The following is a 24,460-nucleotide window of genomic DNA, read 5'->3' as shown; positions in this document are numbered from 1 at the left end:
CGAATGCGTTACGCTCATGATGTAGATCCGGTCATCCTATGAATGCGAGGGCAGTGTGGCAAGCGTCACAAGATCGGGTGTGGAGGACCCTTCCCGGACGGACGACGCCGCCGCGCCCCGCCCGCGGCGCGTCGTCTGGCTGCTGGTCGCCGGGATCGCTTTGGGCGCGCTCAACCTGCGCACCGCGATCACCAGCATCGGCCCCCTGCTCGGCGAGGTCACCACGGGGCTGCACATGTCCGGCGCGCTGGCCGGAGTGCTCACCACCCTGCCCGTCCTGTGCTTCGCGCTGTTCGGCGCGCTCACCCCCCTGCTGATCCGCCGCTTCGGCGAGCACGCGCTGATGGCCGCGGCGCTGCTGGCGATCGCGGTGGGCGTGGGCACCCGGCCGCTCGCCGGCGACGCATGGCTGTTCCTCGCCCTGAGCACGATCGCGCTGGCGGGCGGCGCCATCGGCAACGTCCTGCTGCCCGGCCTGGTCAAGCAGCACTTCCCCCACCGGGTCGGCGCCCTGACCACGGTGTACACGACCTTCCTCGCGCTCGGCAGCACGCTGGCCGCCGCAGGCACGGTCCCGATCGAGCAGGTCAGCGGCGACTGGCGGATCTCCCTGGGCGTCTTCGCCCTCTTCGCCCTGGTCGCCGCGGTCCCCTGGCTCCTGGTCCTGGGGCACGGGCCGCAGCGGGCCGGCTCCGCCCGGCCGCTGGGACCCGGGCGCGTCCTGCGCACCGCCACCGGCCGGTGGAGCGTGCTCTTCTTCGGGACCCAGTGCACCATCGCCTACATCGTCTTCGGCTGGTACGCCGAGATGCTGCGCGACAGCGGAATGAGCGCGGCGGCGGCCGGCCTCGCGCTCTCCTACCTCACCGCTCTGTCCATCCCGCTCTCGATGGCCCTGCCCGCCCTCATGGCGCGGACCCGCGACCACCGCGGTTTCGTCGCCGTGTTCTTCGGCTCCTACGCCGCCGGCGTCGCGGGACTGTGGACGGCCCCCGTCGAGGGCGTCTGGCTGTGGACCACGTTCATCGGCGTGGGCATGGCCACCTTCCCCCTGGCGCTGACGTTCTTCGCCGTGCGCACGCGCACCGCGGCCGGTACCGCCGCGATGTCGGCCACCAGCCAGAGCATCGGCTACCTGATGGGTGGGCTGGGGCCCTTCCTGTTCGGTCTGCTGCGCGAGGTCAGCGGCGGCTGGCACGCCCCGCTCGCCCTGTTCCTGGCGCTGGCCGCGCTGAACCTGGTCGCCGGGATGCGGCTGGGGCGGCCGGGCCACCTGGAGGACGAGCTCAGCCCGGAAGCCAGTCGACCCGCCCGATGAGGTAGACCGACCCCGCGAACGCCACGATGTCGATCAGCGCGTGCGCGACCACCAGGGGCATCACCCGGCCGTAGCGCCGGTAGAACCAGCAGAACACCACGCCCATCACCAGGTTGCCGAAGAACATCCCGATGCCCTGGTAGAGGTGGTAGAAGGCGCGCAGCACGGAGCTGGCGAGCACCGCCTGGACGGGCGACCAGCCCAGCCGCTCCAGGCGCAGCAGCAGGTAGCCGACCACGATGACCTCCTCCAGGACGCCGTTCTTCACGGCTTGGAGGACGAGCACCGGGATCTGCCACCAGTGGTCGTTGAGCGCGCTGGGGGCCACCGTCACCGTGAGGCCGAGCTGCCACGACACCAGGTAGACCACCAGCCCGCCGCCGCCGATCAGCGCGGCCAGCCCCGCCCCGCTCAGCAGGTCGCCTCCGGGGCGGCGCACGTCGAAGCCGATCGTGCGGGCCGACTGCCCGGTGCGGTGCAGCAGGTGGATCACGAGCGCGACCGGAGCCATGGCGAACACCAGCGAGTACACCTGGCGCGACAGGTCCAGCCACGGGCGCTCGGAATCGGCCTGCGAGCCGACCAGGCTCGCGGTCTGCTCGGCCAGCGACTGCGGCGCGGTCACCGAGCCGACGAAGGAGATCACCGCGGACACCGCCGCGGCGCCCAGCGACAGCGCCAGCACGATCAGGACCTCGGCGCGCAGCAGCCGCGGTGTGAGCGGGGCGGGTGCCGCCGGCGCGGGCGGCGCCCCGGCGGAGGGCGTGTCGTCGCCGGGGGCGGCGGGTGACGGTTCTGCGGTGCTTTCGGCCATGGTGCAGATCATGGTAGCCGCGAGCGGGCCAGGGGCGCGGGGGCGGCCGGTCCGGGACGCGGTCCGGGGGACCGCGGCCGGGCGGCGGGACGCGAAGTGCCGCCGGCCTCGCGGGTGACACGGTGGCCGCGAGGCCGGCGGCGGGCGGCAGCCCGCTCCGCCCCAGCCACGAAAGCGGGGCGGGCCGCCGCAGGGGAGGGAGGAACCAGGTCAGTGAGCCGCTGAGAACTGGTCCTCTTCCGTGGAGCCGGTGAGGGCGGTGGTGGAGGCGTCGGGGGTGATCGCCGTGCTCACCCGGTCGAAGTAGCCGGTGCCGACCTCGCGCTGGTGCCGGGTCGCGGTGTAGCCCCGCTCCTCGGAGCCGAACTCGGCCTCCTGCAACTCGACATAGGCGCTCATGCCGGTTTCGGCGTATCCCTTGGCCAGGTGGAACATGGAGTGGTTCAGGGAGTGGAACCCGGCCAGCGTGATGAACTGGAACTTGTAGCCCATGTGGCCGAGCTCGCGCTGGAACTTGGCGATGGCGGCGTCGTCCAGGTGCCGCCGCCAGTTGAACGACGGCGAGCAGTTGTAGGCGAGCATCTGGTCGGGGTACTCGGCCTTGATCCGCTCGGCGAACTGCCGCGCGACCTCCAGGTCGGGCGTCGAGGTCTCCATCCAGAGCAGGTCGGAGTAGGGGGCGTAGGCCAGGCCGCGCGCGACCCCGGCCTCCAGGCCGTTGCGCACCCGGTAGAAGCCCTCGGCGGTCCGCACGCCCGTGACGAAGGAGCGGTCGCGCTCGTCGATGTCGCTGGTGATCAGGGTCGCCGACTGGGCGTCGGTCCGCGCGATCACCAGGCTCGGGACGCCCGCGATGTCGGCGGCCAGCCGGGCGGCGTTGAGCGTCCTGATGTGCTGGCCGGTGGGGATCAGCACCTTGCCGCCCAGGTGGCCGCACTTCTTCTCGGAGGCGAGCTGGTCCTCCCAGTGCACGCCCGCCGCGCCCGCCGCGATCATCGACTTCATCAGCTCGAAGGCGTTGAGCACGCCGCCGAAGCCGGCCTCGGCGTCGGCGACGATCGGCGCCAGCCAGTGCGGTGCGTCGTCCTCGCCCTCGGACCAGGTGATCTGGTCGGCGCGCAAGAGGGCGTTGTTGATGCGGCGGACCACGTGGGGCACGGAGTCGGCGGGGTAGAGGCTCTGGTCGGGGTAGGTCTGGCCGGCCTGGTTGGCGTCGGCGGCGACCTGCCAGCCGGACAGGTAGATCGCCTTCAGCCCGGCGCGGACCTGCTGGACGGCCTGGTTGCCGGTGAGCGCGCCCAGGGTGTTGACGTAGTCCTCGCTGTGCAGGAGGTCCCACAGGCGGGTGGCGCCGAGGCGGGCCAGGGTGTGCTCTTCGGCGACCGAGCCGCGCAGCCGCACGACGTCCTCGGCGGTGTAGGTGCGCGTGATGTCCGCCCAGCGGGGGTCGGTCTCCCACTCCCTGCGCAGGGCCTCCGCGGCGTCGCGCCGCTGCCCGTTGATGCTCATGGTCCGTACCGCCTTCGTGCTCGTCGCCGGGAAGGTCACCCGGCTGGAGACCCGCGGCCGGCGCCTGAGCGCCGTCCGGGAGGGTTCCCCGCCGGTGAGTACGATTCTTCGCAAAGTTGCCAGGTTTTTCGAGAGCAGATCGCGTGAAGATACGACATTCTTTCCGTACTATGAACGGATGGCGTACTTCGGGACTGAAGAAATACCCTCTTTGCCGGGCGAGCTCGACCTGGTGACCTTCGGTCAGCGGCTGCGGCACCTGCGCCGCACGCGCGGCATGACCCTCTCCGACCTGGGGGAGCGCGTCGGGCGGGCGCCCTCCCAGCTCTCCCTGCTGGAGAACGGCAAGCGCGAGCCCAAGCTTTCGCTGCTCACCGCGCTCGCGCAGGCCCTGGGGGTCTCGGTCGAGGAACTGCTCTCCCGCCAGCCGCCCAGCCGCCGCGCGCAGCTGGAGATCGCGGTCGAGGAGGCGCAGCGCGACCCCGTGTACCAGTCGCTCAACCTGTCGCGGCTCAAGGTGGGCAAACGGGTCCCCAACGACGTGCTGGAGCACATCGTCGGCCTCTACGACGAGCTGAAGCGGCGCAGCGCCAAGCCCACGGCCACGCCGGAGGAGGCCCGGCGGGCCAACGCCGACCTGCGCCGGCAGATGCGGGAGCGCGGCAACTACTTCGAGGGCATCGAGAACGCGGCCCAGGAGACCCTGGACGCGGTCGGCTACAGCGGCGGCGCGCTGTCGCAGGGCCAGATCCTGGCGATCGTCACCCACCACGGGTTCACCCTGCGCTACGTGCAGGACCTGCCCCGCTCGGTCCGGTCGGTCACCGACACCCGCAACCGCCGGCTCTTCCTCAAGCGCGAATCGCTGGGGATGCACAGCCCGCGCACCATCCTGCTCCAGACGCTGGGCCACTTCGTCCTCGGCCACAGCCAGCCGCGCGACTTCGCCGACTTCCTGCGCCAGCGGGTCGAGGCCAACTACTTCGCCGCCGCCGTGCTCATCCCCGAGACCACCGCCGCGCCCTACCTCCAAGAGGCCAAGAAGACCCGCGAACTGTCGGTGGAGGACCTGCGCGACGTCTACTCGGTCTCCTACGAGATGGCCGCCCACCGGTTCACCAACCTCGCCTACCGCCACCTCGACCTGGTCTGCCACTTCATCCGCAACGATGAGACCGGGATCATCTACAAGGCCTACGAGAACGACGGCCTCATCTTCCCGACCGACGACACCGGTGCCATCGAGGGCCAGCGCATGTGCCGCTACTGGTCGGGCCGGCAGGTCTTCGCCTCGCCGGACCGGCACTCGATCTACTACCAGTACACCGACAAGCCCAACGGCACGCACTGGTGCGTGGCCCACGTCGACCCCAGCCGCGAGCGCAACTTCGCGGTCACCCTCGGCGTGCCGTACAAGGAGTCGCGCTGGTTCCGCGGGCGGGAGACCACGAACCGCACCAAGTCCAACTGCCCCACCGGCGAGTGCTGCGTGCGCCCGCCCGCCGACCTCGCCGCCCGCTGGGAGGGACAGGTGTGGCCGTCGGCGCGCGCCCACTCCCACGTGCTCTCGGCGCTGCCGTCGGGCACCTTCCCGGGCGTCGACGAGACCGACGTCTACACGTTCCTGGAGCGCTACGAGGACCTGTAGCCGCGGGGCGGGCCACCGGAGCCTTCGCCGACCGGGGCGGCGTTGTGTCGGCGCGCGCCCGGCGTTACCGTTGGTAACACCCCCAGGGCGGCCGCGCGCCGTGCCCGGGGACGACGGCCCGCCCCCGCCCTCCCCCAGAGGGCCCGACCAAGGACGTGCACATGAGCGACACCCCGGGAGACGGCGTACCCGGCTTCGGCTTCGAGCTGAGCCAGGACCTCCGCGACGTCCGCGACTGGGCGCACGGGTTCGCGCGCGACGTGATCCGCCCCGCCGCCGCCGAATGGGACGAGCGTGAGGAGACCCCCTGGCCTGTCCTGCGGGAAGCGGCCGCGATCGGGCTGTACTCGCTCGACTTCTTCGCCAACCAGTGGCTGGAGCCCACCGGGGTGGGCATCCCGGTGGCGTTCGAGGAGCTGTACTGGGGCGACCCCGGGATCGCACTGTCCCTCACCGGCACCGGGCTGGCCGCGGTGGCGGTCGCCGGCAACGGCACACAGGACCAGCTCTACGAGTGGGTCCCGCAGATGTTCGGCACCCCCGACGACGTCCGCCTCGGCGCGTTCTGCTCATCGGAGCCCGACGCCGGCAGCGACGTCGCCGCCATTCGCACCCGCGCCGTCTACGACGAAGCGGCCGACGAGTGGGTGCTCAACGGCACCAAGACGTGGGTCACCAACGGCGGGATCGCCGACGTGCACGTCGTCGTCGCCGCGGTCGAGCCCGAACTGGGCGCGCGCGGCCAGGCCACCTTCATCGTGCCCCCGCGCACACCAGGGCTGGCCCAGGGGCAGAAGTTCGCCAAGCACGGCATCCGCGCCTCCCACACCGCCGAGGTGGTGCTCACCGGCGTGCGGGTGCCCGGGGCCTGCCTGCTCGGCGGCAAGGAGAAGCTCGACGAGCGCCTGGCCCGCGCCCGGGAGGGGCGACGCTCCGGCGGCCAGGCCGCGATGAAGACCTTCGAGGCGTCGCGCCCCTCTGTGGGAGCGATGGCGGTGGGCTGCGCCCGCGCCGCCTTCGAGTACGCCCGCGACTACGCCGCCCAGCGCGAGCAGTTCGGCCGCCCCATCGGCGACAACCAGGCGGTCGCGTTCCTCCTCGCCGACATGGCCACCCGCATCGACGCCGCCCGCCTGCTGGTCTGGCGAGCGGGCTGGATGGCCCGCAACGACAAGGACTTCGCCCAGGCCGAGGGGTCGATGAGCAAACTCTTCGCCAGCGAGACCGCCACCTGGGTCACCCAGAACGCCATCCGCATCCTCGGCGGCAACGGCTACACCCGGGAATTCCCGGTCGAACGCTGGCACCGCGACGCCACCATCTTCACCATCTTCGAGGGAGCCAGCGAGATCCAGCGCCTCATCATCGGCCGAGCGGTGACGGGCCTGCCCGTGCGGTGACGTCCGGTCAGGCCAGGCGGTCATGGCCGGGGTGCGCGGGTGTGTGTCCCCGGCGTCTCGCCGAGGGGTTGAAGATCGTGAGCCCCGGTTCCTTTACCGATTGATCCGGTGGTCATCCGGTATCGCGGACGCCGCCCTTGTCCGCTGTCATCGGTCTCCACCGTGCCCCCGCCTTCGGGTGGGGGCACGAATACGCCGGGCACAGCATTTCCCTCATCTTCGACGACGACGTGGACAAACATCTGCGCCCTTCATGGATTGGCCGCGTCCGGCCATTCGGGCATAGCGTCGGAACATCAGGAAAGAACAAAGGATCAAAGTACTACGGATATTTTCGGGGGTATCCTTATGCGTTCCAGGTCGCCACGTACGCCCATGACGATGGCGAAGCGGGCGGTGACCGCGGTCGGCGCACTCGCGGTGATGATCGTGATCGCCCCGGGGAGTGCCTATGCCTCCGTGGCACAAGATCTCGCCGGCACCGGGTTTCAGCTGCCCGGATGTGCTGTGACCTATCTGCCGACCGCGAGCAGCACGGCGGGAGCCGAGTGCTTGCGGTCCGAATCCGGTGAAGCGCGTTCACGTGAGTCATCGGCTGCGGGACCGACGATCACCATCTACCAAAACGGGCCATACGGGTCAGATAACATGCGCAGGGGTGAGGCATGGACCCTGACCTACTCCGGCTGGTACAAGCTCCCATTCTTCATGGATAACGAGGCGAGCGCTTGGCGCTCGTACTGTACTGCGGGCCACTTCTTCGACGTCGACCCCAATTCGGGTGGAACCGCCCATTTCCCGGCCGGATCTGCGGGGAATTTCCCCCGCGGAGGGGTCGGGAATGACCGGCTATCGGGCGTGGCACCCTTCCGCGGCTGCTAAGCGGTGTCTGGACACTGCGAGGTCTCGCTCTCACAGTGGGCGGGGCCTCGCAGCGCGTCCGACCATGTGATGTCGTGTCCGCCTTGCCACGACCTTGAGGTCGACCGCGACGCCCCCGAAGATCCTCTCCACCATGCGGTGCTCCCGCGTGCGACACCTCGGACTGCGGTGGTATATGCCGCCGATTTCGCTGAGTGTGTAGTTGAATACGATCTGTGACAGAACGGGTGTGGTGGCGGAGCCGCGCGGCTTCGGCCGTTCCCTGTTCGCGAACAGATGGGAGAGCACGATGACGACCGCCGCCGACCTCATGCACGAAGGAGCCCAATGGGTCACCGCCGATGAGACGCTGGAGGATGTCGCCCGGATGATGCGGGACCTGGGCGTGGGCGCCGTGCCGGTCAGCGGCGACGACGAGCGCATGTGCGGCATCATCACCGACCGCGACATCGTGGTCGAGTGTGTCGCCGCCGGCCGTGACCCCTCCCAGGTGGCCGCCAGCGAACTGTGCAAGGGGACCCCGCGCTGGATCTCCGCTGACGCCGGTGTCGCCGAGGTCCTCCGGGAGATGCAGACTCATCAGATCCGCCGCCTGCCCGTCATCGACGGCGACAAGCGGCTGGTCGGCATGATCAGTGAGCGCGACCTGGCCGATCGCCTCTCCGAGGCGCAGATCGCCGAGTTCGTCGCAGGCGTCTACGCTCGTTGAAGGCCGGGCCGCGGGCGGGCTCTGACACGGCCAGGGCCCGCCCGGGCGCCATTGCGGTGGATTCATTCCAGGAATCCCCTGAACCGCGGCCCTCGGCCGCACGTACCGATGGATGCGCGGATAAGGCGCGGCTCCGAGGCCGGACGGACTCAGGGTCCGGGGAATCGCACCGCCTGCGCGGGGCCCGCGTGCCGCGGCGCGACCCTGTCAGCGCGTCGGCCAGGGCGGCCGGATCCCGGACCGCCGGCCGCCGGGTGACGTTCCGCAAGGGTGCCCGCGGCCGATCTCCGATGGTGCGGGCGGGCCCGCCGCGTTCGGACGGGCCGTTCCGCTCACCCCTGGAGGTAGGCGAGGACCGCGCGGACGCGGCGGTGGCCGGAGTCGGCGGGGTCGAGCCCGAGCTTCGCGAAGATGTTGCCGATGTGCTTATGGACGGCGCGCTCGGTGACGTACAGCCGTTCGGCGAGCTCGGAGTTGCCCAGGCCCTGCGCCATCAGCTCCAGGACCTCGCGTTCGCGTTCGGTCAGCCGCGACAGCGGGGTGTCGCGGCGCACCAGGAGCTGCGCCACCACCTCGGGGTCGATCGCGGTGCCGCCGGCGGCCACACGGCGCACGGCGTCGAGGAACTCCTCCACCCGCGCCACCCGGTCCTTGAGCAGGTAGCCCACACCGCCCTTGCCGTCGGAGAGCAGGTCGCGGGCGTAGACCTGCTCGACGTACTGGGAGAACACCAGCACCGGCAGGCCGGGCACCACCGTGCGGGCCTTGAGCGCGGCCTGGATGCCCTCGTCGCGGAAGCCCGGCGGCAGGCGGACGTCGGCCACCGCGACATCGGGGCGGTGCTCCTCCACCGCGGCCAGGAACGCCGCGGCGTCGCCGGTCGTCGCCGCCACCTCGAACCCCGACGTCCGCAGGAGCAGGTTCAGGCCCTCGGCGAGGACCGCGTTGTCCTCCACGATCACGACGCGCACGGCAGCGCCACCTCGATCCCGGTCGGGCCGCCCTCGGGGCTGGTGACGGTCAGGGTGCCGTCGAGCGCCGCCACCCGGTGGCGCATCCCTCCGACGCCGCTGCCGCGGGACTCGTCCACACCGCCCACGCCGTCGTCGATGACCTGGACGGTCAGGTCGTCCGGCGTACGCGCCACGTTCACCAGGATCTGGGTCGCCGCGGCGTGCTTGGCCGCGTTGGTCAGCGACTCGGCGATGACGAAGTAGGCCGTGGACTCCACCGCCGCGGGGACCGTGCCCAGGTCGTCGGCCACGTTCAGGCGGACCGGGATCACGCTGCGGGCGGCCAGCGACGACGCGGCGCCGGCCAGTCCGCGGTCGGCCAGGATCGGCGGGTAGATCGTGCGGATGACGTCGCGCAGCTCGGTCATGGCCTCCTCCGCGCCGCCCTGGGCCTCGCGCAGCAGCTCGGCGGCCGTCTCGGGGTCCTTGCCCATGATCCGCTCGGCCAGGCCGAGGCGCATGGCCAGCGCCACCAGCCGGGCCTGGGTGCCGTCGTGCAGGTCGCGCTCGATCCTGCGCAGCTCGGCGGCGTGGGCGTCGACGGCGCCGGCGCGCGTCTCGGTGAGCGTCTCGACCCGCTCGGCGAGCAGGTCGGCCTTCGACGGTGACAGCAGCCGGAGGGTCGTGCGCGCGTGGAGGCGGGCGAGCGGCGGTATCCCCCACAGCAGCAGGGCGATGCCGGTCGCGGCCTGCGCGGTCCCGGCCAGCAGAGCGGTGGGCCAGTCCGTGACCGGCAGGCCCATCAGGGTCGACGGCTCGTCCGCCGGGAACAGCCACCACAGCGACCCGTTCGCGATCGCGCCGGGGGCGCCCAGGAGCGCGGCGAGCGCGAGCAGGCCCGCGACGAGCCCGGGCCCGATGTGCACGGCCACCCAGCCCAGCCGGCGGGGGAGCATGGGGTCGCGGAACGTGTGGCGCAGCCGTGCCCGGAGCCCGGCGGGCATCGGGCGGTCGGGGACCTCCACCCGCACTCCGAGGTGGCGGGCGGCGAGCCCCCGGTGGAACTCGGACCACCGGCGCAGCCCGGCGAAGGCGTGGGGCAGCATCGGGAGCCCCGCGCCGAACACCGCCACCAGCAGTCCGCAGACGATCAGCATCGGCGGCACCAGCAGGGTCAGCAGGGCGGTGCCGCCCGAGGCGCACAGGTAGAACGCGGCGCGCATCGCCGAGGGGAGCCGCTGCGCGGGGGCGGCCGCGAGCGTCGTTGAGGAAGCCATGGTCTGAATTGTGCCGTCGAACGCGGCGGGGGGCAGTGGAGCGGACTACACCTTCTGCCCGCTCACTGCCCGTTGAGCCCGCGGAGCGCCGGCGGGGGACGGTTCCCCTCGTCACACCCCGCCTCCCTCGCTCCCCGGCCGGATTGTCCTCCCCGGCCCGCGGGCAGGGGCGTGAGCGGCGATGGTAGGGCACGGTGGGGAAAGTGCGCACCACGAGGGGTGAAAATGTCCTACCTGGGAATGGATTGAGAGTCCGATAACGGACTGGTATCAGTGGATGGGTCCGCGGTCACCGACGATTGGATCGAGCCCGCGCCATGGCAATGACGACCGCCCGCGCCACGGCCGGTGGCGCCCCCGCCGAGGCGACGCCCCACCCCACGGCGTGGCTGGACTTCGCCCGGGTGGCCGCGATGCTCGCGGTCGTGCTGGTGCACGTGTTCGCTCCGGTGGTCACCACCGTCCACTCCGAGTTCGGCGGACCCGCCTGGTGGACGGCCAACGCCGTCGACTCCACCCTGCGCTGGTGCGTGCCGGTGTTCGTGATGATCAGCGGCGCGCTGCTGCTGCGCCCGCGCGCCGAAGGGCTGCGCCGCTTCTACACCAAGCGCTTCTCCCGTATCGGCGTCCCCCTGGTCGTGTGGACCGTCCTCTACGTCGCCTGGGAGATCCGCCGCACGGGCATCGCCCCCGTGGACGCCGTCAGCGACGTCCTCTCCGGGGCGCCGTCCCTGCACCTGTACTTCCTCTTCGTGCTCGCCGGCCTGTACGTGCTCACCCCCTTCCTGCGGGTCCTGGTGGAGCACTCCACCACCGCCCGCCTGTGGTGGTTCGCCGCGCTGATGTCGGCCATCGGAATGGCCGACCAGGCCATATCCGCCCTCGACGGGGTCGGGGAGCCCAACGCCGCCACCCGGTTCCTGCCCTACATCGGCTACTACGTCATCGGGTACCTGCTCACCCGCGGCGCGCCGAGCCGCCGTGGCGTCTGGACGGCGGCCGCCGTCTTCGCGGCCGCCGTGCTCGCCACCGGCGCGGGTGCGGGGGCGCTGGCCACGCTCGCGGGCGGGTGGAGCGACACCGCGGACTACGTCTACGACTACCTCTCGCCCACGGTGCTGGCCATGTCGGCCGCCGCGTTCGTCCTGCTGCGCGCCGCCGGGACGCGGCTGTACGGCCGCACCGGGACGCCGCGCTGGCTGTCGGTGCTGTCGTCGCTCAGCTTCGGCGTGTTCCTCATCCACGTGGTGGTGCTCTACACGCTGCGCGACATCACCGGCGTCCCCGGATCCGCCCACGGCATGCTCGCCATGGCGGGACTGCACGCCACGGTCGTGCTGACCGTGAGCCTCCTGGTCACGGCACTGTTCCAGCGGATCCCCTGGCTACGCGCTACCGTTTGACGGCGTGGCCCCCGAACCCGCACAGCAGAACCGGCCCTCCGCACGCGGACGCAGCCCCGAACGGCGCCGCGCCATCCTCGACGCCGCCGACGTGGTCATCCAGCGCGACGGCCCCGACGCGTCGATGTCGGTGATCGCCGCCGAGGCGGGGATCAGCAAGCCGATCCTCTACCGCCACTTCGGCGACAAGAGCGGCCTCTACCGGGCCCTCGCCCGGCGCCACGTCGACCCGCTGATCGACCGCGTCCGCGCCGAACTCCACGGCGGCACCCCGCTGCGGACGCGCGCCCGCGCCACCGTGGGCGCCTACCTGGGGATGATCCGCGGCAACCTCAACCTGTACCGCTTCCTGATGGACCGCGCGACCTCGGAGGACCCCCGGACCCGGGGCGATCTGGGGATGATGGTGCGCAGGCTGGGTGAGGAACTGGCCGCCACGCTGGTGGCCGAGCGCTTCATCACCGACCCGCTCCGGGCCCAGATCGCCGCCCACGCGGTGGTCGGCATGGTGCAGGCGGCGGGCGAGTGGTGGCTGGAGCACCCCGAGGCCGATGCCGACACGGTGATCGGCGAGGTCGCCGGCGTCGTGGTCGGCGCCATCGCCGGGTCCGGCGACTGACGTCCGCGCGCGGCCGCTCCGGTGCCCGCTCGGTGGCACGGCCGGGTGCTCGACGAACCGCGTTCCCCGTTGTGCCGTTGCGACGAGGGAGTATGTGTTGACAGTTATATGACTTGAGAGGAATACTCATCTCATGACGGCCGTGTTCGAGGTGCTCGCCGAACCCAACCGGCGGCGCATCCTCGACCTGCTGCGCGTGGCCGAGCGGCCGGTCGGCGACATCGTCGCCGAACTCGGTGTCAGCCAGCCCGCGGTCTCCAAGCATTTGCGCGTGCTGCGCGACGCGGGGCTGGTCCAGGTGCGCTCCGACGCACAGCGCCGCCTGTACCGGGTGCGCACCGAACCCCTGCGCGACGTCGACGCCTGGCTCGCGCCCTACCGCGCGCTCTGGGAATCGCGGCTGGACGACCTCGAACGGCACCTCGACACCATGCCCGACCACGACGACTGACCACCCGAACGCCTTCAGGAGGCCCTTATGCGCCACGGCACGCTCGAACGGTCCGGCGACCGCTGGACGGTGCGGTTCGCCCGCACGGTCCCGCACCCGCCCGAGAAGGTGTGGCGCGCGGTCACCGAACCCGAACACCTCGCCGCCTGGTACCCCACGAGCATCGAGGGGGAGCGCACCGCCGGGGCGGCGCTCCGGTTCCGGTTCCCGGGAGAGGACGAGTACGCCGAGACCGGGGAGATGCTGGTCTTCGACCCGCCCACGGCCATGGCCTTCCGGCAGGGCGAGGACGTCGTCCGGATCGAACTGCGCCCCGGCGCCGACGGCACCGAGCTGGTCTTCACCGTCACCTTCGGCGAGGTCGGTCGCGCCGCCCGCGACACCGCCGGCTGGCACGTGTGCCTGGACTTCCTCGCCGGGCACCTCGACGGCGCCGAGCCGTCGGGGGACACGCGCGCTCTGTGGGAGCCGCTCAACGCCCACTACGCCGCCGAGTTCGGCCCGGAGTCGGCCACGATCGGCCCGCCCGGCGACGGCTCGGGCGGGACCGGGGACTGACACTGGCGCCGGCCGGGTCCGCCGCATCGGGAGCGGCCCGGCCGGCGGGCCCGGAAGGGCGGTCGGCCGGCCGCCGGGCCCACCCGGCCGCCTCCGTCACCCCGCGGTCCCGGCCAGCCGGGCGAGCACGGCGGGCAGGTCGCCCTCGTGGACGACGGTGAGCCGGCGGGTGGCCCGCGTCAGCGCCACATAGAGGTCGTGGCCCCCCTGCGGGGAGCGGTCGAGGACGCCCTGCGGGTCGACCACCACCACGGCGTCGAACTCCAGGCCCTTGGCCGCGCCGGGGGTGAGGACGGCCACGGGGGAGTCCAGCGCCTCGGGCCCCGTCCCGACGGCGGCCCCCGGCAGCAGCGCCGCGATCCCGGCGAGCCGGGGGTCGGGCACGATGACCGCCACCCTGCCATCGGCGCGCCCGCCGTTCACCCGCTCCGCCTCCTCCCGCACCAGCCCGGGCAGGTCCGCCGCGAGCGATCCGCGGGGCATGCGCACGGCTCGGGGCGGGTCGCCGTCGTCGCGCACCGATTCCGGGGCCTGCTGCCCGGGGGCGATGGCGGCCAGGACGTCCGCGGCCACCGCCATGATCCCGGCGGGAGTCCGGTAGTTCACCAGCAGCCGCTCCTCGTGCAGGCGGCCGTTGGCGTAGCGGCCGAGCATCCCCGTCCAGGACCGCGCCCCGGCCGCGGCGCCGGTCTGGGCGACGTCGCCCACGACGGTCAGCGAACGCGCGGGGATCCGGCGCATGACCATCCGCCACGCCATCTCCGACAGTTCCTGGGCCTCGTCCACGATGACGTGGCCGTAGGCCCACTCCCGGTCGGCCTCGGCGCGTTCGGCGGTGGTGCGCCGCTGTCCGCGGTCCGCGTGGCGGTCGGCCAGCGCCCCGGCGGCCATCATCCGGTCCTCGGCCAGGCCGGTGAACTCCAGCACCCCGTGGGCGTAGCGCTCGTGCGCCGCCCGCTCGGCGGAGTCCCGCCGGGCGCGGCGGCGCGCCGCGGAGTCGTCCCGGCCGAGGATTTCGGCCGCCTCGTCCAGCAGGGGGACGTCGTCGACGGTCCACGCCGCCCCGGCCGGGCGGGCCAGGGCGGCGCACTCGTCGGGGGCGAACCCGGCACCGCCGGCGGCCCGCCGCAGGGCGGCGGGGTCGGACAGCAGCGTGCCGATGAGGTCGTGCGGGGTGAGGAGGGGCCACAGCGCGTCGAGGCCGGCGCGCACCTCGGGTTCGGCCCACAGCGCCTCGCTGATGTGGCGCAGGTCGGTGTCGTCGACCGGCCGGCCGAGCCGCCGGGACTGGTCGAGGGCGAGCACGCCGAGCATCTCGGTGACGAACAGCTTGCGGGCGACGTTGTGCGGCAGCCTCAGCTCCCGGGCGAGGTCGCGGATGCCCGCGCAGGTGCCCGCGTCGGCCCGCAGCACCATCCCGTCGGTGGTGATGCGCAGCCCGCCGGAGTCGTCGCGCCCCCAGGGCCGGCCGGCCCCGCCGTCGGGCGGCGGGAGGTCGGCGGGCAGGCGCTGGCGATCGGCGACCGCGGCCTCGATCAGGGCGGCCATGCGCAGCCCGCCCTTGACGGTCGCGGTCGCGGGGGCGTCGGCGGTGGTGGCCCGCACGCCGGGGAACAGCTCGCCGACCGTGGCCAGGACGACGTCGGTCTCGCCGAGGCCGGGCAGCACCTGCCCGATGTAGCGGAGGAAGGTGGCGTTGGGCCCGATGACCAGGATGCCGCGGCGCTGGAGGGTCGTGCGGTGGGTGTAGAGCAGGTAGGCGGCCCGGTGCAGTGCCGCTACGGTCTTGCCGGTGCCCGGCCCGCCCTGGACGACCAGGATGCCCGGCAGCCGCGACCGGATCACCCGGTCCTGCTCGGCCTGGATCGTGGCGACGATGTCGTTCATCCGGCCCGTGCGCCCGCGCCGCAGGGAGGCCAGCAGGGCGGCCTCGCCGACCAGCCCGCGGCGGTCGGAGTCGGTGAGGCCGTCGAGGTCGAACACCTCGTCGTCCAGGCCGGTCACCGTCCGGCCGCGGGTGTGCAGGTGGCGGCGGCGGGCGAGGCCGTCGGGGGAGACCGGGGTGGCGGCGTAGAAGGCGCGGGCCGCGGGCGCGCGCCAGTCGACCAGCAGCGGGTCGTGGTTCTCGTCGCGCAGCCCGATCCGGCCGATGTAGTAGGTGTCGCCGGGCACGCCCGCCGCGGCGCGGTGGTCGATGCGCCCGAAGCACAGCCCTTCCTCCACCCCGGAGAGCCGGGCCAGCCGGCGGGTGCGCTCGCCCGCGGTGACCTCGCGCTCGACGACCGCGGCGAAGCCGCCGCCACCGCCGCGCGCGTGCACCTCGCGCACCGCTTCGGCCGTGTGGTCGCGGAGTTCGTCCAAGCGCGTGTAGACACGGGTGACGTGTTCCTGCTCGGCGAGCAGGGCCGCACGGAGGGGTCCGTGATCTTCGTCTTGACGACGGTCCATTCTGATGATATCCTTCGTTTAAGGATTTCTTTTTTCTATTTTCATTCGGACTCTGTAGCGTATCAGGGTGTGCCGGTTGTCCGCACCCCTTCGCCAACGTGCGATTTCGCTTTTGCGCACATCACGCCGCCAACGCGCGCTACACTTCGGTTCATGCGAACCCGTCGGGTCCTCCGAACCCCTCATCAGTGGTGGCGCCGCTCCTAAGCGGCGCTCCGGTTCGCATACCCACGAACACCTGACCGGCGACCGCCCGCACCGGCGGTCGCTTCGTCGTTCCCGGCCCCGGTCCGGCCGCGCCGCCTCCATCCAGCCCAGCGTGAAAAGGACCGGCCTTGGACGCGAGCTCCACCTCCTACCGCACCGCCGGCGGCGTCGACGTCCGACGCATCGCCGCCCACTGCGACCCCGAAGTCCTCACCGACCTGGTGGCGGCGCTCGACCACCGCCGCGGCGGGGTGCTGTCCTCCGGTATGGAGTACCCCGGCCGCTACAGCCGCTGGCACCTGGGCTACATCGACCCCTGCGTGGAGATCGCCGCCCGCGGGCGGCGGGTCACCGCCACCGCGCTCAACGACCGCGGCCGGGTGCTGCTCCCGGTCATCGAGACCGCCTTCCGCGAACACGGCACCCCCGCCGCCGGCGCGGACGGCACCGTCGGCGTCACCGTCCCCGAGCCCGCGCCGGGGGAGTTCTTCACCGAGGAGCAGCGGAGCCGCCGGCCGAGCGTCTTCTCCGCGCTGCGCTCCGTCGTGGCGCTGTTCGCCTCCGCCGAGGACTCCCACCTCGGCCTCTACGGCGCGTTCGGCTACGACCTCGCCTTCCAGTTCGAACCCATCGAGCAGGTGCTGGAGCGCCCCGCCGAGGACCGCGACCTCGTCCTGCACCTGCCCGACGAGATCATCGTGCGCGACCGCAAGCGCGAGACCTGCCTGCGCTACACCTACGACTTCACCGTCCCGGGCTCCTATACGGGCGGCGCGGCGGCCGGCACCGAGGCGCTGCCGCGCACCGGCGAGCCGACCCCCGCCGTCGTCGCCGCCGAGGTCCCGCCGCCGCCCGAGCCCGGCTCCTACGCCCGGATCGTCGCCGAGGCCAAGGAGCGGTTCGTCCGCGGCGACCTCTTCGAGGTCGTCCCCGGCCACCGCACCTACGGGGCCTGCCCCTCGCCCGCCCGCTTCTACGAGAACCTGCGCGAGCGCAACCCCGCCCCCTATGAGTTCATCTTCAACCTGGGCGAGGGCGAGTACCTGGTCGGGGCCTCACCCGAGATGTTCGTCCGGGTGACCGGCGTCCCCGGCACCGGCCAGCGCGTCGAGACCTGCCCGATCTCCGGGACCATCAAGCGCGGCGCCGACGCCCTGGGCGACGCGGAGAACATCCGCGAGCTGCTGTCCTCCGCCAAGGAGGAGTCGGAGCTGACCATGTGCACCGACGTCGACCGCAACGACAAGTCCCGGGTGTGCGAACCCGGGAGCGTCCGCGTCATCGGCCGCCGGCAGATCGAGATGTACAGCCGCCTCATCCACACGGTCGACCACATCGAGGGCACGCTGCGCCCCGAGTTCGACGCGCTGGACGCGTTCCTCACCCACATGTGGGCCGTCACCGTCACCGGCGCGCCCAAGACCTGGGCCATGCGCTTCATCGAGCAGCACGAGACCACCCCGCGCCGCTGGTACGGCGGTGCCGTGGGCGTCATCGGCTTCGACGGCGCGATGAACACCGGGCTGACCCTGCGCACCGCGCACATCCGCGACGGCGTGGCCACCGTCCGCGTCGGGGCGACGCTGCTCTACGACTCCGACCCCGACGCCGAGGAGCGCGAGACGTTCCTGAAGGCCCGGGCCCTGCTGGAGACCCTGGAGCTGGACCAGGCGCCGCGACCGCACGAACCCGCCGCCGCACCCGAGCGGCCGGCGCCCGGCGCGGGAGCGGGCATGAAGGTGCTGCTCGTCGACCACGAGGACTCCTTCGTCAACACCCTCGCCGACTACGTGCGCCGCCACGGCGCCGACGTCACCACCGTCCGGCACGGGTTCGACCCCGCCGTGCTCGACACCCTGGCGCCCGACCTCGTCGTCCTGTCGCCGGGGCCCGGGCTGCCCTCCGACTTCGGGATGTCGGACCTGCTGGCGGACCTGGACCGGCGCCGCCTGCCGGTGTTCGGGGTCTGCCTGGGCCTCCAGGCGATGGTCGAGCACGCCGGCGGCGAACTGCTCACCCTGGCCGCGCCGGTGCACGGCAAACCGGGGCGGGTACGGGTCACCGGGGGCGCGCTGCTGGCCGGGCTCGGCGACGGCGGCGCGTTCCGCGCCGCCCGCTACCACTCGACCTACACCACCCCCGACCGCGTGAAGGGCTTCGAGGTGACGGCCGTGGTCGACGGCGGTGCCGAGCCCGTGGTCATGGCCATCGAGGACCCCGGCGCCAAGCGGTGGGCCGTGCAGTTCCACCCGGAGTCCATCCTCACCGCAGCGGTGGGGGAGTCCATCATCGAACGGGTCCTGCGCATGGCGCGCTAGCCGGGGGCGCGCGGAGCCCCGCCCGGGGCTCCGCGCGCCGCGCCCGCGCGCGCAGCGCGAAGAACCGCCCCTGCCCGCATAGGCTTGACCAGGTGGACGACAAACCAGGCAGGATCGTGATCACCGGTGTCGCGGGGCGCATCGGGCCGACCGTGCGCGCCGGGCTGCGCGGCGAAGCCGGCCACCTCGTGCTGCTCGACCGGGTGCCGGTCGAGGCCCAGGACGCCACCGAGACCGCGGTCGAGGCCGACATCGCCGACCTCCGCGCCCTGGCCGCGGCGTTCGAGGGCGCCGACGCGGTCGTGCACCTGGCGGGGATCGCCGACGAGGCGCCCTTCGGCGACCTGCTCGACGCCAACGTCCGCGGGACCTACAACGTCCTGGAGGCGGCCCGGCGCGCGGGCGTGCGCCGCGTCGTCCTGGCCTCCAGCAACCACGTCACCGGGGCCTACCCCATCCACCACCACGTCTTCGCCGACGAGCCGCCGCGCCCCGACGGGCTCTACGGCGTGAGCAAGGTCGCCGTTGAGGCGCTGGGGCAGATGTACGCCGACACCTTCGGCCTGGAGGTGGTGGCGCTGCGGATCGGCTCGTTCGAGGAGGAGCCCGGTGAGACCCGCCACCTCGCCACCTGGCTGAGCCCGCGCGACTGCGCCGGGTTCGTGCGCGCCGCGCTGGCCGCCCCCGGTGTGACGTTCACCGCGGTCTACGCGGTCTCGGGCAACGCCCGCAGGTTCTGGGACCTCACCGCGGCGGCGAACGAGCTGGGGTACCGGCCGGTCGACGACGCGGCGGCCTTCGCGTCGCGGTTCCCCGACGACGACCCCTTCTGGCACGGCGGACCCCAGGGCGGTCCGGACTCCGGCGCCGAGAAGGTGCTCCGCTTCGCCGGCGCCGGCGACGGCCCCGACGGCGGGCCGGCCGAGGACGAGCCGGCCGGGGAAGCGGCGGGGGAGCAGGCCGCGACCGCGCCGCAGGGGGACCGTCCCGGGGAGGACTCCGGAGCCGGCGCGGACTGATTTCCGCGCCGCACCGTTAGCCCGGGCCGCCCGAGGGCAGTCGTGGCCCCATGGGACCTCTACTTCTCGTCCTCGGTGTCGTACTCATCATCGCCGGCGTCTTCGCCCTCCTGCGGCGGCAGCTCCTGTGGGGAGTCGTGCTCATCGTCGTCGGCCTGATCCTCGCCCCCGGAAACCTCTACTTCCCGGCGTAGCCGCCCCCCGGCCCGCCGCGCCGCCGCCCGCGCCGGCGGTCGGTGCTAGGTTCGGACACGCGCCGGAGAGCGCGTGTCCTGGGCGGACACGCGCACCGGCCGCAGTCGGTCGACGGTCGTCAACGCCGGAGCGCCACCGGTGCGCCCGGCCATGGGGGGGAAGAATCCACGGTGAAGAGTGTCGAGCCTGAGGTCCATCTGATCGCGCGCCCGCAACTGGACTACGACGAGATCGCACGCTACCTCGCCGACGTCGGCGGGCAGAGCTGGCTGGAGCGATTGGACCGGGGCGACCTGGACTCCGCGCTGAACGACCCGCAGAACCTCGCCGAGTTCGCCGGGCGGCTGTGCTACCGCTCCTGGGAGCCGGGGCTCAACCCCAACGTCACGCGCGTGCGCACCGACCAGGACGCCTACCTCACCAACATCCTCGCCAGCCTGCACGGGTCGGTCCTGGAGCACGTCACCTTCGGGTTCGTCCTGCACAACGTCAGCCGGGTGCTGACCCACGAGCTCATCCGGCACCGCCCCGGAGTGGCGGTCTCGCAGGAGTCGCTGCGCTTCGTGCGCCTGACGGACCTGCCGTTCTGGTTCCCGGACTGGGCCAAGGACGACCCGGAGCTGATGAAGCGCGCCACCGAGATGCTCTCCCAGATGGAGCAGTTCCAGCTGTGGATGGCCGACCACTTCGGGCTCGACGAAGAGGGCGTGAAGTTCTCGGAGAAGAAGCACCGCACGTCCTTCATGCGCCGCTTCGCCCCCGAGGGCGTCGCCACCGGCCTGGTGTGGACGGCCAACGTCCGCACCCTGCGCCACACGCTGGAGGCCCGCACGGCCCCCGGTGCCGAGGAGGAGATCCGCCTCCTCTTCAACAGCATCGGCGAGGTCCTGCGCAAGGAGGCCCCGGCCCTCTTCGGCGACTACACCGTCGAGGACGGGGCCTGGATTCCCCAGTACCGCAAGGTCTGACCGCGGCGGGCCGCGCGGCCCGCCCTCAGCAGCACCGCGATCCCGGGTTCGTGTCGCCCTTGTCGGTGTGGTGGCGCCAGAAGGCGCGTTCGCTCATGGGCGGGGTGCCGGGGTGCTCGCGGTGGTGGTGGTCGAGGTAGATCTCGTAGGCGCGCTCGCCACTGATGCCGCGGACGACCTGCCAGGTGTCGCGCAGCGCGGCGGCGACACGGGAGCGCAGTGGGGCCGGGCCGCCCCCCGCAGGGGCGGCCCGGCCGTCGGTGCTGCCGCTCATGGGTCAGGTGTTCCCCGAGCCGCCCGTGCCGCCCGAGCCGTCCGGCCCGTTCGGCTCGGCCCCGATGTCCGGCACGCTCGGGGGCTCCTGTGCGGCCGGCTGCTCCGGGCCTCCGGGGCCGCCGGCGCCCACGCCGGCCGGCGTGCGCTCGCGGGCGATCCGCCGCTCCTCGGGGGTGGGGATCAGCCCTGAAGGCGCCCAGATCCGGGACTCCTGGTAGGGCTCCTCCGTGGTGGGCAGCACGCCCTGGGCGCGCAGCGCCTTGATCCACACCCGGCAGGCGTCCGCCACGATGATGATGATCAGCAGCGCGAAGAACGCCGACAGGATCCCGTCGACCGTCGTGTTGACGACGACCTGGCGCATCTCCTCCGGGGAGCCGGCGGCCCCGAGGCTGGTCTCGCCGTTGGCCAGGGCCTCGGAGTACTGGGCGCGCTGGGCGAAGAACCCGATCGCGGGGTCGGTGGAGAACACCTTCTGGTAGCTGGCGGTCAAGGTGACCACCGCGTCCCAGGCCAGCGGCACCAGCGTCACCCAGGCGTACTTCGCCCGGCCCGATTTGATCAGCAGGGTCGTACACACCGTCAGGGCCACCGCCGCCAGCAGCTGGTTGGCGATGCCGAACAGCGGGAACAGCTGGTTGATGCCGCCCAGCGGGTCGTTCACGCCGGCCCACAGGAAGTAGCCCCAGCCGGCCACGACGAGCGCGCTGGTCAGCCACAGTCCGGGCTTCCAGCTCACGTTCCGCATGGGCTTGTAGACGTTGCCCAGGGTGTCCTGGAGCATGAAGCGGCCGACCCGGGTGCCGGCGTCGACGGTGGTGAGGATGAACAGCGCCTCGAACATGATCGCGAAGTGGTACCAGAACGCCATCATCGCCTGGCCGCCGAAGACCGCCGAGAAGATGTAGGCGGCACCCATGGCGAACGTCGGCGCACCGCCGGTGCGCGAGAGGATGCTGTTCTCCTCGACGTTGTCGGCGGCCTGCTGGAGGGTCTCCGGCGACACCGTGAAGCCGAGCTGGGTGACCGTGGCCGACGCGGCCTGCACGGTGTCGCCCAGCGCTCCGGCGGGCATGTTCATCGCGAAGTACAGCCCGGGGTCGAGGATGCAGGCGGCGATCAGCGCCATGACCGCGACGAACGACTCGGTCAGCATGCTGCCGTAGCCGATCACCCGGATCTGCGACTCCTTCTCGATCAGCTTGGGCGTGGTGCCCGAGGCGATCAGCGCGTGGAAGCCCGAGAGCGCCCCGCAGGCGATGGTGATGAACAGGAACGGGAACAGGGCCCCGGCGAAGGTCGGCCCCTGGCCGTTGAACGCGAACTCGGTCACGGCGGGCAGCTGGAGCGAGAGCGAGGGGATGTCGAGCAGGGCCGCCGCGATCGGCGCGGCGATGATCGACAGCGCCAGCATCACGACCACGCCCACCTTCATGAAGGTGGACAGGTAGTCGCGCGGCGCCAGCAGCATCCACACCGGCAGCACCGAGGCGACGAACCCGTAGACGATCAGCCCGAAGGTCAGCTCGTTGTGGCTGAACAGGAACATCTCGTGCAGGACGGGGTGGGCGTTGACCCAGCCGCCGCCGATGATCGCCAGGAGCAGCAGCACCACGCCGATGGCCGAGGTCTCGATGACCTTGCCGGGCCGCAGATAGCGCAGGTAGAAGCCCATGAGCAGCGCGATGGGGATCGTCATGATCAGGGAGAACGCGCCCCATGGCGACTCCGCCAGCGCGTTGACGACGACCATGGCCAGCACCGCGAGCAGGATGATCATGATCGCCAGCACGGCGATCAGCGCCGCGATGCCGCCCACCGGGCCGATCTCCTCGCGGGCCATCTGGCCCAGGCTCTTGCCCTTGCGGCGCATGGAGAAGAAGAGCACCACCATGTCCTGCACCGCGCCGGCGAAGATCACGCCGACGATGATCCAGATGGTGCCGGGCAGGTAGCCCATCTGCGCGGCCAGCACCGGGCCGACCAGCGGGCCGGCGCCGGCGATGGCGGCGAAGTGGTGGCCGAACAGCACCCGCCGGTCGGTGGGGTGGTAGTCGGCGCCGTTGTTGATGCGCTCGGCGGGGGTGGCACGGGTGTCGTCGACCCGCAGGACCCGGTAGGTGATGAAGCGGGCGTAGAACCGGTAGGCGATGGCGTAGCTGGCGATCGCGGCGAAGACCAGCCAGGTGGCCGAGATCTCCTCGTCCCGCGACAGCGCTATGACGCCCCAGGACACGGCCCCGACGAGGGCCACTGCGGCCCATACGAGGATGCGCCGGGGGGTCCATGCGGGTGCGGGGGGCGATTCCTGGTCGGCCGTGCGTGCTGCCACGGGCGACCCCCTTTCGGTCACGGGGCCGCCGGTCGGAACGCGGCCGACGGGGCCGGGGGCCTGCGGTGAACGCCGTCATCGTGGCATTCGGGCGGAGCCGCGTCGATGACCGCGAGGCGGCGATTTAATCACGTCTTAACCATCGGGTCATCCGCGCTGACCTGTCGTCATCCCGGAGAAACGCCGGCGCCGCCGTGCCGCGGGGGTCCCCGGGCCGTCCCCGGGCCGTCTCAGGGCGGCCTCAGGGCGGCCGTCCCCGGCCCGGGGGTCCGCCGGCCCGCCGAACGGCGGGTGGGAGCCGTGACAACGCGCTGGTGACGGCCCAGGTACCGGCATGATGCGGTGCTTCGCCGGGTAGGCTCGCTATCCGGGACACAGGGGAGGTGGGGTGGCGATCCAAGAGAGTCCGGCGCGCGATCGCATTTGGACGATCCCGAATCTGCTCAGCATGCTCAGGCTGGCCGGAGTGCCGTTGTTCCTGTGGCTCGTGCTGGGTCCGGAGGCCGACTGGTGGGCCCTGGGGGTGCTCGCGTTCGCGGGGGTCTCCGACTGGCTCGACGGCAAGATCGCCCGCGCCTGGAACCAGACCAGCCGCCTCGGGGTGGTGCTCGACCCGCTGGCCGACCGCCTGTACATCTTCGCGGCGCTGCTGGGCCTGGTGGTCCGGGGCATCGTGCCGTGGTGGCTCATGGCCGTCCTGGTGCTGCGCGACGTGCTCATCGTGATCGCCCTGCCCGTGCTGCGCCACTACGGCTACGGCACGCTCCCGGTCAACTTCGCCGGGAAGGCCGCCACCCTGTGCCTGCTCTACTCCTTCCCGTTGCTGTTCATTGCCGTATATGACGGAATCGTCGGTGATGTCGCCCGAATTGTGGGTTGGGCGTTCGCGATCTGGGGAACGGCTATCTATTGGTGGGCCGGCCTGCTCTATGCAGTGCAGGGCCAGCGGTTGATCCGCGAGGCCCGTCGGGCCGACCGCCGCTCCGGCTCGGGCAGTGCGCCCGGCCCGCGGCCGGCGGCCACGAACGGCGATCCCGGTCCGGACCACGGCGACCGTGCGGCGAAGGCGCCGGACGGCCCCCGATCCAGTCACTCCGGGCCACCGTCCAGCAACAGGAAGGGAGCGACGTCCCCACCATGAGCACGCGCCCCAGGG

21 protein-coding genes are annotated in these 24,460 nt (G+C 72.4%); 14 read left to right on the top strand and 7 right to left on the bottom strand.

Translation table 11 applies throughout. From position 1 onward, the window contains the following. Positions 1-79 precede the first annotated feature (79 nt). Positions 80-1,318 carry an MFS transporter gene (locus ACFO4E_RS16565; protein ID WP_378575844.1) on the top strand — a complete coding sequence of 413 codons (1,239 nt, stop codon included), beginning with the start codon at positions 80-82 and terminating at the stop codon, positions 1,316-1,318. Here ACFO4E_RS16565 and ACFO4E_RS16560 read toward each other — a convergent pair. Beyond that, a complete protein-coding gene (locus ACFO4E_RS16560) occupies positions 1,287-2,132 on the bottom strand; it encodes a CPBP family intramembrane glutamic endopeptidase (protein ID WP_378575842.1) in 846 nt (281 codons plus the stop codon). The two genes, ACFO4E_RS16565 and ACFO4E_RS16560, sit on opposite strands and share 32 nt — an antisense overlap. A gap of 210 nt (positions 2,133-2,342) precedes the next feature. Further along, on the bottom strand, positions 2,343-3,641 hold the full coding sequence (gene aceA / locus ACFO4E_RS16555) for an isocitrate lyase (RefSeq protein ID WP_378575840.1): 1,299 nt from the start codon (positions 3,639-3,641) through the stop codon (positions 2,343-2,345). 211 nt (positions 3,642-3,852) lie between these two features. On the opposite strand from aceA, the gene ACFO4E_RS16550 reads away from it, so the two are divergent. The 4 genes from ACFO4E_RS16550 (at position 3,853) to ACFO4E_RS16535 (ending at position 8,280) form a co-directional block, all read left to right on the top strand. Continuing rightward, positions 3,853-5,289, top strand: a complete 1,437-nt coding sequence (locus tag ACFO4E_RS16550; RefSeq protein WP_378575874.1) for a helix-turn-helix domain-containing protein — start codon at positions 3,853-3,855, stop codon at positions 5,287-5,289. A gap of 161 nt (positions 5,290-5,450) precedes the next feature. Then, complete coding sequence (locus ACFO4E_RS16545; RefSeq protein ID WP_378575838.1) at positions 5,451-6,689, top strand: acyl-CoA dehydrogenase family protein; 1,239 nt, start codon at positions 5,451-5,453, stop codon at positions 6,687-6,689. Between the two features lie 375 nt (positions 6,690-7,064). Then, positions 7,065-7,571 carry a hypothetical protein gene (locus ACFO4E_RS16540; protein WP_378575836.1) on the top strand — a complete coding sequence of 169 codons (507 nt, stop codon included), beginning with the start codon at positions 7,065-7,067 and terminating at the stop codon, positions 7,569-7,571. A 289-nt stretch (positions 7,572-7,860) separates the two neighbouring features. Next, complete coding sequence (locus ACFO4E_RS16535; protein WP_378575834.1) at positions 7,861-8,280, top strand: CBS domain-containing protein; 420 nt, start codon at positions 7,861-7,863, stop codon at positions 8,278-8,280. Between the two features lie 332 nt (positions 8,281-8,612). Here ACFO4E_RS16535 and ACFO4E_RS16530 read toward each other — a convergent pair whose 3' ends face one another. Further along, a complete protein-coding gene (locus ACFO4E_RS16530; RefSeq protein WP_378575832.1) occupies positions 8,613-9,251 on the bottom strand; it encodes a LuxR C-terminal-related transcriptional regulator in 639 nt (212 codons plus the stop codon). Further along, positions 9,239-10,510 (bottom strand): sensor histidine kinase, encoded by a 1,272-nt coding sequence (locus tag ACFO4E_RS16525; RefSeq protein WP_378575830.1) that lies wholly within the window; start codon positions 10,508-10,510, stop codon positions 9,239-9,241. Before ACFO4E_RS16525 ends, ACFO4E_RS16530 begins: the two co-directional genes overlap by 13 nt. A 317-nt stretch (positions 10,511-10,827) precedes the next feature. On the opposite strand from ACFO4E_RS16525, the gene ACFO4E_RS16520 reads away from it, so the two are divergent. From ACFO4E_RS16520 to ACFO4E_RS16505, 4 genes are all read left to right on the top strand, one after another. After that, entirely contained in the window at positions 10,828-11,913 is a 1,086-nt protein-coding gene (locus ACFO4E_RS16520) for an acyltransferase (protein ID WP_378575828.1), read from the top strand. A 4-nt stretch (positions 11,914-11,917) separates the two neighbouring features. Beyond that, positions 11,918-12,532, top strand: a complete 615-nt coding sequence (locus ACFO4E_RS16515) for a TetR/AcrR family transcriptional regulator (RefSeq protein WP_378575826.1) — start codon at positions 11,918-11,920, stop codon at positions 12,530-12,532. A gap of 133 nt (positions 12,533-12,665) precedes the next feature. Next, complete coding sequence (locus ACFO4E_RS16510) at positions 12,666-12,983, top strand: ArsR/SmtB family transcription factor (RefSeq protein WP_378575824.1); 318 nt, start codon at positions 12,666-12,668, stop codon at positions 12,981-12,983. A gap of 27 nt (positions 12,984-13,010) precedes the next feature. Continuing rightward, a complete protein-coding gene (locus ACFO4E_RS16505) occupies positions 13,011-13,541 on the top strand; it encodes an SRPBCC family protein (protein WP_378575822.1) in 531 nt (176 codons plus the stop codon). A gap of 96 nt (positions 13,542-13,637) precedes the next feature. Here the strand turns inward: ACFO4E_RS16505 and ACFO4E_RS16500 are convergent, their stop codons facing one another. Next, positions 13,638-15,989: a HelD family protein gene (locus tag ACFO4E_RS16500; RefSeq protein WP_378575820.1), complete on the bottom strand. Its 2,352-nt coding sequence runs from the start codon at positions 15,987-15,989 to the stop codon at positions 13,638-13,640. A 335-nt stretch (positions 15,990-16,324) separates the two neighbouring features. Between ACFO4E_RS16500 and ACFO4E_RS16495 the strand changes: the two genes are divergently transcribed. The 4 genes from ACFO4E_RS16495 to thyX all read left to right on the top strand — a co-directional run bounded on the left by ACFO4E_RS16495 (position 16,325) and on the right by thyX (position 20,696). Further along, entirely contained in the window at positions 16,325-18,514 is a 2,190-nt protein-coding gene (locus ACFO4E_RS16495; RefSeq protein ID WP_378575816.1) for an anthranilate synthase component I, read from the top strand. A gap of 92 nt (positions 18,515-18,606) precedes the next feature. Then, on the top strand, positions 18,607-19,533 hold the full coding sequence (locus tag ACFO4E_RS16490) for an NAD-dependent epimerase/dehydratase family protein (RefSeq protein WP_378575814.1): 927 nt from the start codon (positions 18,607-18,609) through the stop codon (positions 19,531-19,533). 50 nt (positions 19,534-19,583) lie between these two features. Then, positions 19,584-19,727: a GPGG-motif small membrane protein gene (locus ACFO4E_RS16485; protein WP_378575812.1), complete on the top strand. Its 144-nt coding sequence runs from the start codon at positions 19,584-19,586 to the stop codon at positions 19,725-19,727. A gap of 171 nt (positions 19,728-19,898) precedes the next feature. Further along, positions 19,899-20,696, top strand: coding sequence for an FAD-dependent thymidylate synthase (gene thyX, locus ACFO4E_RS16480; RefSeq protein WP_378575810.1), 798 nt, complete (start codon positions 19,899-19,901; stop codon positions 20,694-20,696). A gap of 25 nt (positions 20,697-20,721) precedes the next feature. Here the strand turns inward: thyX and ACFO4E_RS16475 are convergent, their stop codons facing one another. Both ACFO4E_RS16475 and ACFO4E_RS16470 read right to left on the bottom strand, forming a co-directional pair. Then, positions 20,722-20,970 carry a YbdD/YjiX family protein gene (locus ACFO4E_RS16475; protein WP_378575808.1) on the bottom strand — a complete coding sequence of 83 codons (249 nt, stop codon included), beginning with the start codon at positions 20,968-20,970 and terminating at the stop codon, positions 20,722-20,724. 3 nt (positions 20,971-20,973) lie between these two features. After that, entirely contained in the window at positions 20,974-23,304 is a 2,331-nt protein-coding gene (locus tag ACFO4E_RS16470) for a carbon starvation CstA family protein (RefSeq protein WP_378575806.1), read from the bottom strand. Positions 23,305-23,752: 448 nt separating this feature from the next. On the opposite strand from ACFO4E_RS16470, the gene ACFO4E_RS16465 reads away from it, so the two are divergent. Beyond that, on the top strand, positions 23,753-24,445 hold the full coding sequence (locus ACFO4E_RS16465; RefSeq protein WP_378575872.1) for a CDP-alcohol phosphatidyltransferase family protein: 693 nt from the start codon (positions 23,753-23,755) through the stop codon (positions 24,443-24,445). Positions 24,446-24,460: the final 15 nt, after the last annotated feature.

Source organism: Nocardiopsis mangrovi, from assembly GCF_042653925.1.
In the GTDB taxonomy this organism is placed as follows: domain Bacteria; phylum Actinomycetota; class Actinomycetes; order Streptosporangiales; family Streptosporangiaceae; genus Nocardiopsis_B; species Nocardiopsis_B mangrovi.
The sequence above is the reverse complement of the archived record's forward strand: the minus strand, read 5'-3'. Positions and strand labels throughout refer to the sequence as shown.